This window comes from Staphylococcus sp. NWU MK-U1, from assembly GCF_033283505.1.
Lineage (GTDB): Bacteria > Bacillota > Bacilli > Staphylococcales > Staphylococcaceae > Staphylococcus > Staphylococcus haemolyticus.
Genome location: NZ_JAVSMG010000004.1, coordinates 108,517 through 127,718 on the forward strand (window position 1 = coordinate 108,517; position 19,202 = coordinate 127,718).

The 19,202-nt window shown below is 34.4% G+C and carries 14 protein-coding genes; 7 read left to right on the top strand and 7 right to left on the bottom strand.

Translation table 11 applies throughout. From position 1 onward, the window contains the following. Positions 1 to 323 precede the first annotated feature (323 nt). Entirely contained in the window at positions 324 to 1,610 is a 1,287-nt protein-coding gene (serS, locus tag SBL16_RS07505) for a serine--tRNA ligase (RefSeq protein WP_107611650.1), read from the bottom strand. A 655-nt stretch (positions 1,611 to 2,265) separates the two neighbouring features. On the opposite strand from serS, the gene SBL16_RS07510 reads away from it, so the two are divergent. Next, on the top strand, positions 2,266 to 3,078 hold the full coding sequence (locus tag SBL16_RS07510; RefSeq protein ID WP_053030330.1) for an NAD(P)H-hydrate dehydratase: 813 nt from the start codon (positions 2,266 to 2,268) through the stop codon (positions 3,076 to 3,078). A gap of 102 nt (positions 3,079 to 3,180) precedes the next feature. Here SBL16_RS07510 and gyrA read toward each other — a convergent pair whose 3' ends face one another. From gyrA to dnaA, 6 genes are all read right to left on the bottom strand, one after another. Then, on the bottom strand, positions 3,181 to 5,880 hold the full coding sequence (gene gyrA / locus SBL16_RS07515; RefSeq protein WP_053016919.1) for a DNA gyrase subunit A: 2,700 nt from the start codon (positions 5,878 to 5,880) through the stop codon (positions 3,181 to 3,183). A 97-nt stretch (positions 5,881 to 5,977) separates the two neighbouring features. Beyond that, positions 5,978 to 7,912, bottom strand: coding sequence for a DNA topoisomerase (ATP-hydrolyzing) subunit B (gyrB, locus tag SBL16_RS07520; RefSeq protein ID WP_107611649.1), 1,935 nt, complete (start codon positions 7,910 to 7,912; stop codon positions 5,978 to 5,980). A 9-nt stretch (positions 7,913 to 7,921) separates the two neighbouring features. Further along, positions 7,922 to 9,037, bottom strand: coding sequence for a DNA replication/repair protein RecF (gene recF, locus SBL16_RS07525; RefSeq protein WP_053018861.1), 1,116 nt, complete (start codon positions 9,035 to 9,037; stop codon positions 7,922 to 7,924). Beyond that, a complete protein-coding gene (gene yaaA / locus SBL16_RS07530) occupies positions 9,034 to 9,276 on the bottom strand; it encodes a S4 domain-containing protein YaaA (RefSeq protein WP_172458781.1) in 243 nt (80 codons plus the stop codon). The genes recF and yaaA overlap by 4 nt, the downstream gene beginning before the upstream one ends. Before the next feature lie 372 nt (positions 9,277 to 9,648). Next, complete coding sequence (gene dnaN, locus SBL16_RS07535; RefSeq protein WP_011274360.1) at positions 9,649 to 10,782, bottom strand: DNA polymerase III subunit beta; 1,134 nt, start codon at positions 10,780 to 10,782, stop codon at positions 9,649 to 9,651. Positions 10,783 to 11,082: 300 nt separating this feature from the next. Beyond that, positions 11,083 to 12,438 (bottom strand): chromosomal replication initiator protein DnaA, encoded by a 1,356-nt coding sequence (dnaA, locus tag SBL16_RS07540; protein ID WP_107611648.1) that lies wholly within the window; start codon positions 12,436 to 12,438, stop codon positions 11,083 to 11,085. A gap of 680 nt (positions 12,439 to 13,118) precedes the next feature. Here dnaA and rpmH point away from each other — a divergent pair. From rpmH to noc, 6 genes are all read left to right on the top strand, one after another. Beyond that, positions 13,119 to 13,256: a 50S ribosomal protein L34 gene (gene rpmH / locus SBL16_RS07545; protein ID WP_000240855.1), complete on the top strand. Its 138-nt coding sequence runs from the start codon at positions 13,119 to 13,121 to the stop codon at positions 13,254 to 13,256. A 111-nt stretch (positions 13,257 to 13,367) separates the two neighbouring features. After that, entirely contained in the window at positions 13,368 to 13,718 is a 351-nt protein-coding gene (gene rnpA, locus SBL16_RS07550) for a ribonuclease P protein component (RefSeq protein WP_160380507.1), read from the top strand. A 153-nt stretch (positions 13,719 to 13,871) separates the two neighbouring features. After that, entirely contained in the window at positions 13,872 to 15,251 is a 1,380-nt protein-coding gene (gene mnmE, locus SBL16_RS07555; RefSeq protein ID WP_053016916.1) for a tRNA uridine-5-carboxymethylaminomethyl(34) synthesis GTPase MnmE, read from the top strand. 119 nt (positions 15,252 to 15,370) lie between these two features. Continuing rightward, entirely contained in the window at positions 15,371 to 17,248 is a 1,878-nt protein-coding gene (gene mnmG / locus SBL16_RS07560) for a tRNA uridine-5-carboxymethylaminomethyl(34) synthesis enzyme MnmG (protein ID WP_011276914.1), read from the top strand. Next, the gene (gene rsmG, locus SBL16_RS07565; RefSeq protein WP_107611647.1) at positions 17,248 to 17,970 is read left to right on the top strand and encodes a 16S rRNA (guanine(527)-N(7))-methyltransferase RsmG; all 723 of its coding nucleotides are present in this window, start codon (positions 17,248 to 17,250) and stop codon (positions 17,968 to 17,970) included. The genes mnmG and rsmG overlap by 1 nt, the downstream gene beginning before the upstream one ends. Before the next feature lie 45 nt (positions 17,971 to 18,015). Next, positions 18,016 to 18,855: a nucleoid occlusion protein gene (gene noc / locus SBL16_RS07570; RefSeq protein WP_053041805.1), complete on the top strand. Its 840-nt coding sequence runs from the start codon at positions 18,016 to 18,018 to the stop codon at positions 18,853 to 18,855. Positions 18,856 to 19,202: the final 347 nt, after the last annotated feature.

Genomic DNA, 19,202 nt, shown 5'->3' on the forward strand with positions numbered 1-19,202 from the left:
CTTAGAAGTATTGATTTGAAAGGATTTTAAATGTGTCTGTTTTTTGTCGACAACGGTTGATTTACCTCTTAAAAAGTAGTCTAAATTAGCCCTTTTCACTTCATCCCTTTATTAAGAAAAAGTGGAATTTTATGCAATTAATTATTAGAAATATACTAAGAGAATATGGACTAAATTTAATATAATAGAATCTCATATGTAAGGACGAAAAAAAACTGAGAAAAGCTCGGTAAGAGCATTTTCTCAGTTTAGTCGACTACCGCGAATTTGCAATGTAGCCTTAACATATTCATTTTAATCTGTACTTCTTACTAACTAATGAATTAGCCATTAACTGGACGGATTTCAGTTTTACCACCCATGAATGGTACTAATGCTTCTGGAATTGTGATTGAACCATCTGCATTTTGATAGTTTTCAACGATAGCTGCAAATGTACGTCCTACAGCAAGTCCACTACCGTTTAAAGTATGTGCTAATTCTGGTTTAGAAGCGGCATCACGTTTGAAGCGGATGTTAGCACGACGCGCTTGGAAATCAGTACAGTTTGAGCAAGAACTAATTTCTTTATAGTTGTCATAACTTGGTAACCATACTTCTAAGTCGTATGTTTTGCTAGCACTGAAACCGATGTCGCCAGTACATAAGATAACACGACGATATGGTAAACCTAATTCTTCAAGAATTGCTTCAGCATTTTGTGTCATATCTTCTAAAGCGTCCCAAGAATCTTCAGGTTTTTCGATACGAACCATTTCAACTTTGTCGAATTGGTGTAAACGGATTAAACCTCTTGTATCTCTACCAGCTGATCCTGCTTCACTACGGAAACAAGCTGTTTGAGCAGTGAATTTTTCTGGTAATACGCCTGGTTGGATGATTTCATCTCTGTAGAAGTTTGTTAATGGAACTTCTGCAGTTGGAATTGTGTATAAACCTTCTTTTTCAACTTTGAATAAATCTTCTTCAAATTTAGGTAATTGACCAGTACCAAACATTGTATCTGCGTTAACTAATTGAGGTGTCATCATTTCAATATAACCATGTTGCGTTGTATGTTTAGTAAGCATGTAGTTCATTAATGCACGTTCTAATAATGCACCATCTTTAGTTAAGTATACGAAACGCGCACCTGAAATTTTTGCAGCACGTTCAAAGTCTGCCATTTTTAATTCTTCTACTAAGTCCCAGTGTGCTTTTGGTTCAAAGTCAAATTCACGAGGTGTACCCCATTTTTTAACTTCAACGTTTTCTTCATCAGAATCCCCTTGTGGTACATCTTCAGCAATTAGATTAGGGATACGGATTAAGATATCTCTAACTTTATTATCCACTTCGTTAAGTTTAGCGTCGTTTTCTTTGATTTCGTCACCAAGTTCACGCATTTCTTTGATTACGTCGTCTGCATTTTCTTTGTTACGTTTCTTTTCAGCGATTTCTTCACTTACTTTGTTACGACGTGCTTTCATTTCTTCAGTTTTACCGATTAATTGACGACGTTCGTTATCTAATTCTAATACTTCGTCAACTACTTTAGGATCATCTCCACGTAATTCAATTTTGCTCTTGACTGTGTCTGCTTGTTCTCTAAATAGTCTAATGTCTAACATGTAATACTCATCCTTCCCAATTTTTGAAAAATTTAATTTCGGATAACATGCATATTTTCAATAAAAAAAGACCACATCCCCTTTACAAGGGACGTGGTCTACGCGTTGCCACCCTATTTAACAATTTAACACTACATATGTATCAAATTGCACTTTCCTTAAAATAACGGTTATTACCGATTGTTCACAATTGTAGGTAGATTCGCATAACAATCAATTACTTGTTCACACTCAACACAAGCTCTCTGAAATTAATTGATTATGTTACTTGTCCCACGAACAATAACTTATTAAGTTATTTTTAATATAGCAAACTCCTTTATAATTAGCAAGTAAATGGTAAATAATATTATATTCATGCTAGTCGTAAACACCCTCTATTAACCAACATAATCACTTCCCATCATTCATTACAAAATAATCTTCATAATAGTGTTGACGAAAGTCATTCACAGGTATAATATTTTCTATTGTATTTAAAAAGGTCATAAACAAACATTCAAATTTAAAACTCAACAAGCGAGTTAGTTGTTGATGCTTTCGCTACGCATCTCATCGTCACTTAAAATTTGAGTTATATATAGAATTGACAATAATCACATTTTTACAATTTAGTATTATACGTTCGAAACGTCTTCAAGGGAGGGTTTAATTCATGGAAACATTAACAACAGTTAATATTCCGAAAAGAAAAGAAGAGACACATAAAGGTGACTATGGAAAGATTCTACTGATAGGTGGAAGTGCCAATTTAGGGGGCGCAATCATGTTGGCTGCGCGTGCGTGTGTTTATAGTGGAAGTGGATTAATTACAGTAGCTACACATCCTACAAATCATGCTGCACTTCATTCTCGTTGCCCAGAAGCGATGGTTATCGATATTAACGACACTAAAATGTTAACTAAAATGATTGAGAACACAGATAGTATTTTAATTGGACCAGGCTTAGGTGTCGATTTCAAAGGTAATAACGCAATTACGTTTTTACTACAAAATATTCAGCCACATCAAAACTTAATTGTTGATGGTGATGCTATAACGATATTTAGTAAATTAAAACCTGATATCCCAACTTGCCGTGTTATCTTCACGCCACATCAAAAGGAATGGGAACGTTTGAGTGGCATCCCTATTGAAGAACAAACTTATGAACGTAATAGAGAAGCTGTAGATAAGTTAGGTGCTGCAGTTGTACTGAAAAAACACGGTACTGAAATATTCTTCAAAGACAAAGAATATAGACTTACCATTGGTACACCGGCAATGGCGACTGGTGGCATGGGAGATACCTTAGCTGGTATGATTACAAGCTTTGTTGGACAATTTGATGATTTTAGAGATGCGATCACAAGCGCAACTTATACACATAGTTATATTGGAGAGAAATTATCTGAATCTATGTATGTCGTACCACCTTCACGTCTAATTAGTGAAATTCCATACGTTATGAAAGAATTAGAAAACTAAATTAAATATAACAAATAAGACTTCCCTGGTATTAGGGAAGTCTTATTTGTTGAAGAAATCAATATTGTTGTAGCTTTCTATAATTGATTAGCCTTCTATTCTTTAGTTTTCGTCATCTTCATCATTGTTTGATGCATTTTCAATGTCTTCATTTACACGATCCATGAAGTCTTGTCTAACTTCAATACGTTCATCTGTTGCATCTTCATCAGATGAAACTGTAGTTTCTTCGTCCGCTTCAGTATGAAGTGCGTTACCTGGTGTATCATCATCAATTACTTCTTCACTAGGACTTTCAGTACTTTCTGCATTTGATTCACCATTTTCAGTTTGGGCAGCCTCAGTCGCATCTTCATCTTCTGTTTTATCAATAACTTTAGCAACTGTTGATACAAATTGATCATCGCCTAATTTCATTAAGCGAACACCTTGAGTTGCACGACCATTTTGAGAAATATCTTCTACTTCTAAACGAATGATAACACCACTATTTGTAACAATCATTAAGTCTTCTTCGCCATTAACAGTTGTGATACAAACGATATTACCATTACGTTCAGTAATCTTCGCAGTCTTGATACCTTTACCACCACGATTTGATAAGCGATATTCGCTCACTGGCGTACGTTTACCATAACCATTTTCAGTGACGACTAACACTTCATCTTCGCTATCGGCATGTGCAACATCTAGACCTACAACGACATCATCTTCACGTAATGAGATACCTCTTACACCTGCAGCAGTACGACCTAATGGACGTAAACTTGTTTCTGCAAATCTAATTAATGAAGCATGAGATGTTCCAATCAAGATATCTTGGTTACCATCTGTAAGACGTACTGCAATTAATTCATCGTCTTCTTTGAATCCAATCGCAATCTTACCGTTCTTATTGATATGTGAGAAATTGCTTAAAGCAGAACGTTTCACAATACCATTTTTAGTTGCAAATACTAAGTAACTATCTTCATCTTCAAGGTTTCTAACAGCAATCATCGTACTGATTGTTTCATCATTATCTAATTCAATCGCATTGATAACTGGAATACCTTTAGATTGGCGAGATAATTCTGGAACTTCGTATCCTTTAAGTTTATAAACACGACCTTTATTCGTGAAGAATAGAACGTGGTCATGTGTACTTAACGTTACAAGTTGGCTTACGAAATCTTCTTCCAATGTATTCATACCTTGAACGCCGCGTCCGCCACGGTGTTGTGAACGATACGTTGAAACTGGTAAACGTTTAATATAGTTATTATGGCTTAATGTGATGACGATTTGTTCTTCAGGAATTAAATCTTCATCTTCTAAATCATCTAAGCCACCTAATTGAATTTCTGTACGACGTTCGTCACCAAAACGTTCTTTAATATCAGTTAACTCATCACGAACTAATTGAAGTAAAACTTCGTCGTCGGCTAAGATTTCTTCAAGTTCAGAAATATAACCGAGTAATTCGTTGTATTCATTTTCAATTTTATCTCGTTCTAAACCAGTTAAACGTCTCAAACGCATATCTAAAATAGCTTGCGCTTGACGTTCAGACAATTTAAAACGCTCTTGCAATGTTTCCATAGCGACTTTATCTGTTTCTGATTCACGAATTGTCGTAATAATCTCATCGATATGATCTAACGCTATACGTAAACCTTCTAAGATATGTGCTCGGTCTTTCGCCTTTTTCAAGTTGTATTCAGTACGACGACGTACAACTGTCTTTTGATGTTCTAAATATTCAACTAAAGCTTGTTTTAAATTGATTAATTTTGGACGTCCATTAACAAGTGCAATCATATTAACACCAAATGAAGTTTGTAATGGTGTCTGTTTATATAAATTGTTTAAAATAACATTGGCATTTGCATCTTTACGAACATCGATTACTACTCTAACGCCAGTACGTAAACTTGTTTCATCACGTAAATCAGTAATACCTTCAATTTTCTTTTCACGAACAAGTTCTGCAATCTTCTCAATCATACGCGCTTTATTAACTTGATACGGGATTTGAGTCACTACGATACGTTGGCGACCGCCACCTCGCTCTTCAATTTCCGCACGTGCACGCATTTGAATTGATCCTCGACCTGTTTCATAAGCACGTCGGATGCCACTTTTCCCTAGAATTAAACCAGCTGTTGGAAAATCAGGGCCTTGAATATCTTCCATAAGTTCTGCAATCGTTACATCTGGATTCTTACTTAAATGTAAAACACCGTTGATGACTTCAGTTAAATTGTGAGGAGGAATATTTGTTGCCATACCTACAGCGATACCTGATGCACCATTAACTAATAAGTTAGGGAAACGAGAAGGTAAGACTTCCGGCTCTCTTTCAGTACCATCATAGTTATCTAGAAAATCGATTGTATCTTTGTTAATATCACGCAGTAATTCTAACGTAATCTTAGTCATCTTCGCTTCAGTATAACGCATGGCAGCGGCACCATCGCCGTCCATTGAACCAAAGTTACCTTGACCATCGACAAGTGGATAACGATAACTGAATGTTTGTGCCATTCTGACCATGGCATCATAGATTGATGAGTCTCCGTGAGGGTGATATTTACCCATTACATCCCCAACAATACGTGCTGATTTTTTATATGGTTTATCAGGTGTCATACCTTGTTCATTTAAGCCATATAAGATACGACGGTGTACAGGTTTTAAACCATCACGTACATCAGGTAACGCACGTGAAACGATAACGCTCATTGCATAGTCTAAGAATGATTCGCGCATCTCGCTGGTTATATTTCGTTCATTTATTCTTGATTGAGGTAAGTCAGCCATCAAGATATCCTCCTTCTATAATCAATTCACTTAAAATAGCAAGACTGCAAGCCATTATGCTGTACAGTCTTCAAGATTTTCAATACTAGACGTTAACTTAGAAATCTAAGTTCGCATATACTGCATTGTCTTCGATAAATTGTCTACGATTTTCAACTACATCACCCATTAACATTTCAAATGTTTGGTCTGCTTCAATCGCATCTTCTAATTTAACTTGTAACATCATACGGTTTTCAGGATTCATAGTCGTTTCCCATAATTGATCCGCATTCATTTCTCCTAAACCTTTATAACGTGATATTTGCCATTTAGGTGTAGGGCTTAATTCTGATTTCAATTTATCAAGTTCACGATCATTAAATACATAATATTTTTGTTTGCCTTGAGCTAATTTATACAATGGCGGTTGTGCAATATATACATATCCCGCTTCGATTAGTGGTCTCATGAAACGATAGAAGAACGTTAGTAATAAAGTTCTAATATGCGCGCCATCCACATCAGCATCTGTCATGATTACAATTTTATGATAACGTGTTTTAGAGATATCGAACTCGCCACCAATACCAGTACCAAAAGCTGTAATCATTTGACGTATTTCATTATTGTTAAGAATACGGTCTAAACGTGCTTTTTCAACGTTTAAGATTTTACCTCTTAATGGCAAGATAGCTTGTGTTTTAGAGTCACGACCTTCTTTTGTAGACCCCCCGGCAGAGTCACCCTCTACTAGGAAGATTTCACTTTCTTCAGGTTTCTTACTTGAACAGTCTGCAAGTTTACCTGGTAAGCTTGAAATTTCTAAAGCTGATTTACGACGTGTCACTTCACGTGCTTTCTTAGCTGCGACACGTGCGCGTGATGCCATAATTCCTTTTTCCACAACGATACGTGCAACATTTGGATGTTCATATAAGAAACGTTCAAAATGCTCGGCAAACAATCTATCAACAATTTGACGTACTTCAGAGTTACCTAATTTCGTTTTAGTTTGTCCTTCGAATTGAGGATCACCGTGTTTAATTGATACGACGGCTGTTAAACCTTCACGTGTATCTTCACCAGACAATCTTTCTTTATCGTCTTTGATAATCTTACTTTGTGTTCCATAGCTATTTAATATACGCGTTAAGGCACGTTTGAAACCATCTTCATGCGTACCACCTTCATAAGTATGGATATTATTCGCATAAGATAATAAGTTCGTTGCATAACCGCTGTTATATTGCATAGCGATTTCTATTTCTACATCATCTTTAGTTTGATGAATATAAATAGGTTCTTCATGAATAGGCTCTTTATTTTCGTTTAATAGTTCAACGTAAGATTTAATACCGCCTTCATAGTGATATGTATCTTCGCGTTGCTCTACATCTTCACGCTCATCTCTTAAAGTGATTGAAATACCTTTGTTCAAGAATGCAAGCTCTCTAATACGCTTTTGTAGCGTTTCATAGTTATAAACAGTTGTTTCAGTGAATATCTCACCATCTGCTTTAAAGCGAATGACTGTGCCTGTTTTATCAGTGCTACCTACTTCTTTAAGATCAAATTGAGGTACACCTTTTTTATATGCTTGATGATAGATTGTATCGTTACGATGAACGTATACCTCTAAATCTTCAGACAATGCGTTAACAACTGAAGAACCTACACCATGTAGACCACCAGATACTTTATAACCGCCACCGCCAAATTTACCACCAGCATGCAGTACAGTTAAGATAACTTCAACTGCTGGACGACCCATTTTTTCTTGAATATCAACAGGAATGCCTCGACCATTGTCAGTTACTTTAATCCAATTGTCTTTTTCAATAATAACTTCGATTTGATTTGCATAACCAGCAAGTGCCTCGTCGATACTGTTATCCACGATTTCCCATACTAAGTGGTGCAAACCTCTTTCTGAAGTTGACCCTATATACATACCAGGTCTTTTACGAACGGCTTCTAACCCTTCTAATACCTGTATCTGTCCAGCACCATAGTTATCTGTGTTGTTTACATCTGACAATGTATTCACCATCACTTTCTATTACTTTATAATTTCACCTTGATTGATTCGATAAAGCTTAGCATTATTCATAATTTCATGATCTATGCCGTCTACAGATGTTGTTGTTACAAAGGTTTGTACTTTATGTTGAATCGTGCTTAATAGATGTGTTTGTCGAGAATCATCTAATTCGCTTAACACATCATCCAATAATAAGATTGGATATTCTCCAACTTCAATATTCATTAACTCTATTTCTGCTAATTTAATGGATAATGCAGTCGTACGTTGTTGCCCTTGAGATCCATATGTTTGTGCATCCATATCATTTACATTAAAGCCCAAATCATCTCTATGTGGTCCAAATAAACAGACGCCTCTATCCATTTCTCGCTTAATATTGTCATTCAATAGCGTAATCACTTCGTCCAATAACGTCTGTTCATCTTCGCTCATATCACTGAGTTTAATACTTGGTAAATAAGTTAATGACAACGTTTCTCTCTCATTCGTGATACCCGCATGAATCGGTTTAGCCAATGATTCTAATTCTTTGATGAAATGCTCTCGTCTCAACGTTACATTTAAAGCATATTGTGCAAATTGTTGGTTTAAGACTTCTAACATTGTAGTGTCTTGCTTCTGGCCCAATTGCAGTTGCTTTAAGTAATTATTCTTCTGTTTGAGAATACGCTGGTATTGAGCCAAATCATTTAAATATACTGCAGATATCTGACCTAATTCCATATCAATAAAGCGTCTTCGTATCTGAGGGGAGCCTTTGACAATATTTAAATCTTCTGGCGCAAAAAGAACCACGTTAAGATGTCCAACATACTGAGTTAGTCGACTTTGTTCTAAGTGGTTCACTTTTACTTGTTTACCTTTTTTAGTTATAAACATCGTTAGTGGCATCGTTCCATGTCTATAATTTAGTACACCCTCTATTTTAGCATACTCTGAGTTAAACCGTATAAGCTCCTTATCATTCGATGTACGATGACTTTTGGCTAAAGCTAATGTGTAAATTGATTCAAGCAAATTCGTCTTCCCTTGTGCATTTTCTCCGATCAGAATATTCACATCAGGATGACATTCGAGCGTAACTTCTTCATAGTTACGATAATTTTCTAATTGGAGTGTTTTAAGTTTCATTGTTCACCTTGATGAATAATGATTACAGAATCAATTTCAGGGATATCTGGGAAATCAATTCGATCTTGGTTAGCTAGTTTTTTACCACGACGTGTTTCGCGCTCGCCATTAATTAGAACTTCAACATCTTGTAAGAACCATTTAGCTTGTCCACCTGATTCAATAATGCCTTCCGTTTTAAGAAATTGGCCTAACGTAATATCGCCTTCAACTACTACTTCTTGAACCAAAATAATCACTCCGTTTCTTTATGTGTCATTAATATATTATACCTTTTTTAGGTTTAAATTTCATTTAAAATGGAATGTGAAACCGTTTACTTCACAATATCTTTTTACATATTTAATTTTAGTAGGAAAATTAGTTATATTTTTCAATTTGAAGCGGCTTTTTTTAAGAAAATTGAAGATTACAATTGAGGTTGTATAGAGAATAGCCTGATTTTTAATTTTAAGGGCCATTTTAGCTTGATGATATATTATTTAGAGTTATACACTAGTGAATAACTTTTGTGTCTATATTAAAGGCTGAATGAGCTTAAATTAAATAAAAGGAGTTACGACAGAATTTCTTTTGAATTCGTCGTAACTCCAAATTAAAAGCTTTTAAAACTAATACGTTCTTATTGGTAAAATTAATTGTGTAACAGAATCATCTTCTTTTGGTTTAAGGATGAATGGTTTCATCGTACCAAAGAATTCAACTTCAACTTCATCATTATCTATCGCTTTTAACGCATCCATCATATAACGAGAGTTGAAAGAAATCTTCAAGTTGCCACCCTCTACATCCGTTGCTGTAACTTCTTCTTTTACAGTACCAATCTCAGGTGACGTAGATGATAATTCTACAACATCATTACCCGTACTTAACTTAATAACATTGTTGCCACCTTCTCGTGCCAATAAAGAGGCACGATCAATTGCGTGATAGAATTCACCGTTGTCTAAGCCTAATTTAATTTCGTAATTCTCAGGGAATAAACGTGTTGTATCAGGATAATGTCCTTCTAATAAGCGAGAAATAAAGTTTACATTTCCAACTTTAAATAAAACTTGATTTGAAGCAAAGAAAATATCAATCTCTTCATCGCTATCACTCATAATTTTATTTAATTCTGATAAAGCTTTACCTGGAATGATGACATTTTTGTTTTCAGAGTCATCTTCTAATTTTAACTTTCTTACAGCCAAGCGGTGTGAATCGGTCGCAGTGCATATTAATTCATTATCTTGTATAAGCCAGTTAACACCAGTAAGTACTGGGCGTGTTTCTGAGGTGGACACTGCGAAATTTGTTTGTGCAATGATATTTTTTAATACTTTTACTGATAATTGGATTGCATCATCACGTGATACTTGAGGTAATAATGGATATTGATCAGGATCTAAACCACTTAAGTTAAATTCAGAATGTCCTGAAGTAATCAGTGTTTGAAATTGTTCATTTGTTGATAATTTAACATCTTTACCTGGTAGTTTTTTAATAATATCTACGAAGAAACGACCAGGAAGTACAACTGAACCTGTTTCAGAAATAGTGACAATATCCTCACCATCTACTTGTTTAGGGATTGTAATTTCAATAGATATCTCAGAATCTGAACCAGTAAGAATGACTTCGTTATCTTTAGCATCGATTTTGATACCCGTTAAAATTGGTAATGTTGTTCTTGGTGAGATGGCTTTTAATGTGTCATTTAATTGATTAATAAAATAATCTCTTCTAATTGTGAATTCCATCATTAATTTAAACTCCTTCCAGTCGTTTATATATAATTATATAGGTTTTAAATTCATAGTAATAGTAGTAGGGCTTGTGGATTAGTGGATATGTTAAGAAAATCCTTTTGTGCCAAAGTTATACACATGTGGATAAACTGTTGATGCTGTGTATTACTTTTAAACATTATCCACAATTACGAATAAAATGTTTATGACGTTTATTATTAATTAATGCTTTTTATACCATAATAACTTGTCACTATTTTTATTTCCCACTTTATCATTTCATAATCTGTTGTATAACAGTTTTCAACTTTTATCTTATTGGTTGCGAATTTCTTTTTCTAAATCTTCAACTTCTTGTTTAAAAATTGTATCGGCTTTAATATCTTTAGCGATTTTTTCGTGCGCGTGAATCACTGTCGTATGATCTCGACCACCGAATTCTTCACCAATCTTAGGTAATGAAAAATCAGTAAGTTCTCTTGATAAATACATCGCGATTTGACGTGGATAAGCAATTGATTTTGTACGTTTTTTTGCGCTGAAATCTTCGATGCGAACGTTGTAGTAGTGTCCAACGACTTTTTGAATATCTTGAATTGTAATTTTTTTAGATTTAGGAACTTGAATAATATCTTTGAGCGCTTCTGCTGCTAATTCAGTCGTTATAGGTCTTCCTTGAAGTTTAGAATAGGCAAGCAAACGTGTGAGTGCGCCTTCTAATTCACGGATGTTTGATTGAATTTGATTAGCAATATAATTTAAAGCTTCAGCAGGAATTTCTAAATTCTCTTCTTCGATTTTTTTCTGAAGAATCGCCATACGTGTTTCATAATCAGGGGGAGTAATATCAACGATTAATCCCCATTCGAAACGTGAACGTAAACGGTCTTCTAATTTTGCAATTTCTTTAGGTGGACGGTCACTTGAAATGACAATTTGCTTCTTATTTTGATGTAATTCATTAAATGTATGGAAGAACTCTTCTTGCGTTTGTTCTTTATTCTGAATAAATTGAATGTCATCAATCAGTAACACGTCGATATTTCTATACTTCTCTCTAAAGGCTTCAGGTTCATTGTTACGAATTGATTTGATGAAGTCATTTGTGAATTTTTCACTTGAAGTATATAGTACTTTAGCATTTGGTTGATTGCTAAGAACATGATGACCGATCGCATGCATAAGATGTGTCTTACCAAGACCAACGCCACCATATATAAATAGAGGGTTATATGCTTGTGCTGGTGCTTCAGCAACTGCAAGACTTGCTGCATGTGGAAATCTATTGCCAGGTCCAATGACGAAAGTATCAAATGTATTGTGAGTATTGAATTGATCTGTGCCTTCATGACCATCTTCAATGATTTGACGTTGAGGTTCGCTTGGCGTGTTAGATTTACGACTTGTCTCATCAAGTTCAGCTAATTGTTCAGCAGTGAAAAATTTGGGTTCAACTTCATAACCAATAATATCTTTCATAATTGTTTGGATTACTTCTTTGTAGTTTGAATTTAACCATTCTGCGTAAAATTCATGAATTACAAAGATGATTGCAACATTATCACGTATTTCTTTGAGTTCTGTATCTTTCAAAAAAGTATTAAATGTCGATTTAGATATTTCTGATTCAGCAACTTCTAATACTTTTTTCCAAATTTCTTGTTCTGACATAAAATAAACTCCATCTTCTTTTAAATTTAGGACTTATACACAGATATTTAGATAAGTGGATAAAAATAATCACAGCATGTTAATAATTATCCACAAGTTAATAACATTCAGTGGATAACTTTATGTATGCTATGATTTATTCACACTAAATACGTATATAAAATCAATAAATAAATCCTTTAAAAATAATGAGTTAGACGACTTATCCACATAATTATACTTTTTAACTTAGAGAGATGTCAAATAGGTGTGAATATGTTGTTAAACTTGGTATAAATCTGTTAATAGTGAATATATTATCCACAGAAATTTGAATCTCGTATGTGTATAAGTGGATAATTTTAAAAACTCAACTTTATGTACTACAACAGCTTTGGGAAATAATTTATAAAGATGAATTTAAAATGAATAAAGTGTGTAAGACGCACGTATAGCGAAATGTATAAATATTAAAAAAATGGATGTTGACGAGTGGTTAAAAAAATAACATCTTAATGCAAATGCTGCTTGCTTTATAAATAGTAATTTGTTATATTGTAGTAGTTGCTTGAATTATGACTAGATAAAATTGAATTAAAACAAGAATTCTGATATCAGAAATTATAATTTATCTATTAAAATAATCAGGATCACTACAAGAGCGAGTGAGCTGGATAAATATGTAGATGGAGGTGTTTTGCATGGTAAAACGTACTTATCAACCAAATAAACGTAAACATAGTAAAGTTCATGGTTTCAGAAAACGCATGAGCACTAAAAATGGCCGTAAAGTTTTAGCACGTCGTCGTCGTAAAGGCCGTAAAGTTTTATCAGCATAAGATCACTGACTTCTCAGTGGTCTTTTTTTTCGTTTGAATAGGTATAAATTGAGATACGCTATATCAAAACTAACTTAACTAAGATGGCAAAGAATAAAATAAGCGAGTGATGTGAACGTGGAGAAAGCTTACCGTATAAAAAAGAACACTGATTTTCAAACGATTTATAAAAGAGGAAAATCGGTAGCAAATAGACAGTTTGTTGTTTATACCTATAATAGTAATAAAGATCATTTTCGATTAGGTATTAGTGTATCTAAAAAATTAGGCAATGCAGTGACTCGAAATAGAATTAAACGTGCGATAAGGGAGAATTTCAAAATTCATAAAGAAGATATTATTGCACGTGATATTATCGTTATTGCTAGGCAACCAGCTAAGGATATGACTACACTTGAAATCCAGGGTAGCTTAGAACATGTATTAAAAATTGCAAAGGTCTTTAATAAAAAGATTAAATAAGAGGGTAGGGGAGTTTTAGACGCCCGTTAGTCTGAGGTTAGACAAACCGAAGTCTTACCTTATGAGTGAAAAATCAACTTATTAGCAATTTTTATAGAAGCAAATTACAATGTTATAATGAAATTTTACTTGAATAAGGAGGCGAGGATAATCATGGATTTTGATACGATAACAAGTATTTCAACACCTATGGGTGAAGGAGCAATCGGTATTGTCCGTTTATCTGGACCACAAGCCGTTGAAATTGGAGATAAGCTATATAAAGGAAAGAAAAAGTTAGAAGACGTAGATTCACATACGATTAATTATGGTCATATCGTAGATCCTGAAACAAATGAAGTTGTTGAAGAAGTTATGATATCTGTACTAAGAGCACCAAGAACATTTACACGCGAGGACATTATTGAAATTAATTGTCACGGTGGTATTTTAACAATTAATCGAATATTAGAACTTACAATGACGCATGGTGCAAGAATGGCAGAGCCAGGCGAATATACAAAGCGTGCATTCTTGAACGGGCGTATCGATTTATCACAAGCTGAAGCTGTTATGGACTTTATTCGTTCTAAAACAGATCGTGCTTCTAAAGTTGCCATGAACCAAATCGAAGGGCGACTAAGTGATTTAATTAAGCGACAACGTCAATCCATTTTAGAAATTCTCGCGCAAGTAGAAGTGAACATTGATTATCCCGAATACGACGATGTTGAAGATGCTACAACTGAGTTCCTATTAGAGCAATCTAAAAAGATTAAAAACGAAATTAATCTATTATTAGAAACTGGAACACAAGGTAAAATTATGAGAGAGGGTCTTTCAACCGTTATCGTTGGTAAACCAAATGTAGGGAAATCGTCAATGTTAAATAACCTTATTCAAGATAATAAAGCCATCGTAACTGAAGTTGCAGGTACAACTCGTGACGTTTTAGAAGAATACGTCAATGTTAGAGGTGTACCATTAAGATTGGTAGATACTGCAGGTATTCGTGACACTGAAGATATCGTTGAAAAAATTGGTGTCGAACGTTCACGCAAAGCCTTAAGTGAAGCAGATCTAATCTTATTTGTATTAAATAACAATGAGCCATTGACACAAGAAGATCGTACATTATATGAAGTTATTAAAAATGAAGATGCCATTGTAATTGTTAACAAAACTGATTTAGAACAAAACTTAGATATAAATGAAGTAAAAGAAATGATTGGTGATACACCACTTATCCAAACATCTATGCTTAAACAAGAAGGTATTGATCAACTAGAATTACAAATACGAGATTTATTCTTTGGTGGCGATGTTCAAAACCAAGATATGACGTATGTATCTAATTCAAGACATATCTCTTTATTAAAGCAAGCTAGAAATGCTATTCAAGATGCGATTGATGCAGCTGAATCAGGTATTCCTATGGATATGGTTCAAATTGACTTAACGCGTACTTGGGAATTATTAGGTGAAATTATTGGTGAATCTGCTAGTGATGAATTGATTGATCAACTATTTAGTCAATTCTGCTTAGGAAAATAATAGTTTCTACCTTATAGCTATGTAACGTTTAAGAAATGATAAATATTAAAGAAACTGAGACGGTAGGAAGTCTTATTTATAAAAATAAAGACAAAGGAAATTTAAAGGAGGTCAATTAGGTGGTTCAAGAATATGATGTAATCGTCATTGGTGCTGGACATGCAGGTATTGAAGCAGGTTTGGCATCTGCAAGACGTGGCGCAAAAACACTAATGCTAACAATTAATCTAGATAATATTGCATTCATGCCATGTAACCCATCAGTAGGTGGTCCAGCGAAAGGTATTGTCGTTCGAGAAATTGACGCATTAGGTGGACAAATGGCTAAAGCGATTGATAAAACACATATCCAAATGCGTATGTTAAATACTGGTAAAGGACCAGCAGTACGTGCGTTACGTGCTCAAGCAGACAAAGTGTTATATCAACAAGAAATGAAACGTGTCATTGAAGATGAAGATAATTTAGACATCATGCAAGGTATGGTGGATGAATTAATTATTGAAGACAATGAAGTAAAAGGTGTCCGCACAAATATCGGTACTGAATATCGTGCTCAAGCGGTTGTTATTACGACAGGTACATTCTTACGTGGTGAAATAATCTTAGGTAACATGAAATATTCAAGTGGTCCAAATCATCAACTTCCATCTATCACGCTAGCTGATAATTTAAGAGAATTAGGGTTTGAAGTTGTGCGCTTTAAAACGGGTACACCTCCACGTGTAAACGCGAAAACAATTGACTATTCTAAGACGGAAATTCAACCTGGTGATGATGTAGGTCGTGCATTTAGTTTTGAAACTACAGAATATATCCTAGACCAATTACCTTGTTGGTTAACATATACCAATGATCGTACACATAAAGTCATCGATGATAATCTACATTTATCAGCTATGTATTCAGGTATGATTAAAGGAACAGGTCCTCGTTATTGTCCATCAATTGAAGATAAATTTGTACGTTTCAATGATAAACCTAGACATCAACTTTTCCTAGAGCCTGAAGGTCGTAATACAAATGAAGTTTACGTTCAAGGACTTTCAACAAGCTTACCAGAACACGTACAACGTCAAATGTTAGAAACGATTCCTGGTCTTGAAAAGGCAGACATGATGCGTGCAGGTTATGCCATTGAATATGATGCGATTGTGCCAACGCAATTATGGCCAACATTGGAAACTAAAATGATTAAAAATTTATATACGGCTGGACAAATCAATGGTACTTCAGGATATGAGGAAGCGGCTGGTCAAGGTATTATGGCTGGAATCAATGCTGCAGGTAAAGTGCTTGGTACCGGAGAGAAAATCTTAAGTCGTTCAGATGCATATATCGGTGTTTTAATTGATGACTTAGTTACAAAAGGGACGAATGAACCTTACCGCTTATTAACATCTCGTGCAGAATATAGATTATTACTACGTCATGATAATGCTGACTTGCGTTTGACAGATGTAGGTTATGAATTAGGTATGATTTCAGAAGAACGTTACGCGCGTTTTAATGAAAAGCGTCAACAAATTCAAGATGAAATCCAACGTTTAACTGATATTCGTATTAAACCAAATGAACACACACAATCTGTCATTGAGGCAAATGGTGGTTCACGTCTAAAAGATGGCATTCTAGCAATTGATCTATTACGACGTCCTGAAATGACATACAATACAATCTTAGAAATTCTAGAAGAAAGTCATCAATTACCTGAAGCGGTTGAAGAACAAGTTGAAATTCAAACGAAATACGAAGGCTATATCAATAAATCATTGCAACAAGTTGAAAAAGTTAAACGCATGGAAGAGAAAAAAATTCCGGAAGACTTAGATTATAGTAAAGTGGATAGTTTAGCGACTGAAGCTCGTGAAAAATTAGCTGAAGTTAAACCATTAAATATTGCACAAGCATCACGAATCTCTGGTGTTAACCCAGCAGACATCTCAATCTTACTTGTTTATTTAGAGCAAGGTAAATTGCAAAGGGTGAAAAATTAATGAATGGCGTAGAATGGCTAGCTAAAGAATTAAGTGAACATGGAATTGAATTGTCAGATAAACAAAAAGAACAATTTCAAATATATTATCGTTTACTTGTAGAATGGAATGAGAAAATGAATCTCACAAGTATTACAGATGAACATGAAGTTTATTTGAAACATTTCTATGATTCAATTACACCAAGCTTTTATTATGATTTCAATCAGCCTTTAACCATCTGTGATGTTGGTGCAGGTGCAGGTTTCCCAAGTATTCCATTGAAGATTGTTTACCCTGAATTGAAAGTAACCATTGTAGATTCTTTAAATAAACGTATTCAATTTTTAAATCATCTAGCTGCTGAACTTGGCTTAACACAAGTTAGCTTTGTACATGATCGCGCTGAAACATTTGGTAAAGGCGTAAACAGAGAAACGTATGACGTAGTTACAGCACGTGCAGTAGCCAGACTTACAGTGTTAAGTGAATTGTGCCTTCCTTTAGTTAAAAAGGGTGGCCAGTTCATCGCATTGAAGTCTTCTAAAGGAGAAGAAGAATTAGAAGAAGCACAATTTGGGATTAGTATATTAGGTGGCGTCTTTAGTGACTCTTATACATTTGATTTACCAGAAGATGCTGGTGAACGACAAATGATTATTATAGATAAACGTCGTCAAACATCTAAAAAATATCCTAGAAAACCTGGTACGCCTAATAAATCTCCTTTACTAGAAAATTAATAGCACCTACATGTTAAAATTAATTTTAAGAGGAGTGAATGGATAATGAAAAAGCCTTTTTCAAAATTATTTGGATTGAAAAATAAAGATGACATCGTTGGATACATTGAAGAAGATCGCAATTCTAGCGTCGAATCCATTCAAATTGAGCGTATTGTACCTAACCGTTATCAACCAAGACAGGTGTTTGACTCAAGTAAGATTACTGAACTTGCTGAATCTATTGACGAGCATGGTTTATTACAACCCATCGTTGTAAGACCGATTGAAGAGAATATGTACGAAATTATTGCGGGTGAACGACGTTTCAGAGCACTACAGTCACTGCATAAATCTCAAGCAGATGTCATTATACGTCATATGAATGATGAAGAAACAGCAGTTGTAGCATTAATTGAGAATATTCAACGTGAAAATTTATCTGCTGTTGAAGAAGCGGAAGCTTATAAAAAGCTTCTTGAGATTGGTGGCACAACGCAAAGTGAATTAGCTAAAAGTTTAGGTAAAAGTCAAAGTTTTATCGCAAATAAATTGCGACTATTGAAATTAGCACCTAAAGTGATTAGTCGTTTAAGAGAAGGCAAGATTACTGAGCGTCATGCTCGTGCTGTCTTATCTCTTAAAGAGGACGATCAAGAAAAGCTAATTGAACAAGTGATTAGCCAAAAATTAAATGTTAAACAAACAGAGGCACGTGTTAAACAGAAAATTGGACCAGAAAAAGTAAAAGCGCAATCTTTCCAATTCTCCAAAGATTTAACACAAGCACGTGACGAAGTTGGAAAAAGCATTCAAGCTATTGAACAAACTGGTATACGTGTAGAACAACGTGATAAAGAACATGATGATTATTACGAAATTAAAATAAAAATTTATAAAAAATAAGTAACTAAGTGTATGACTTATCATTTCTTAAAAAATAAATATAAAGAAATAAATTGAATTAATATTTTAGGTTTTAGGGCTAATTTCATGAAGTGATCTATTAGCCCTATTTTTTTGTATTTGGGATTAGTGTTTATCAAATATAGTTGAAAAAAGGGGGGTGCTACGACCTCCCTTTTTTCATTTAGACATAACTATGTTATCAATTTTTAAAAAATTAGAACATAAGAGGAAACACGCATTTATACTAAGAAAAATTATTGATGTTGTGAAGAATACTTAACCAAACTTGAAGACGAATGTTAGCATAGCGTGAACTATTAAGCCAAATATTTGATAAGTTTAGT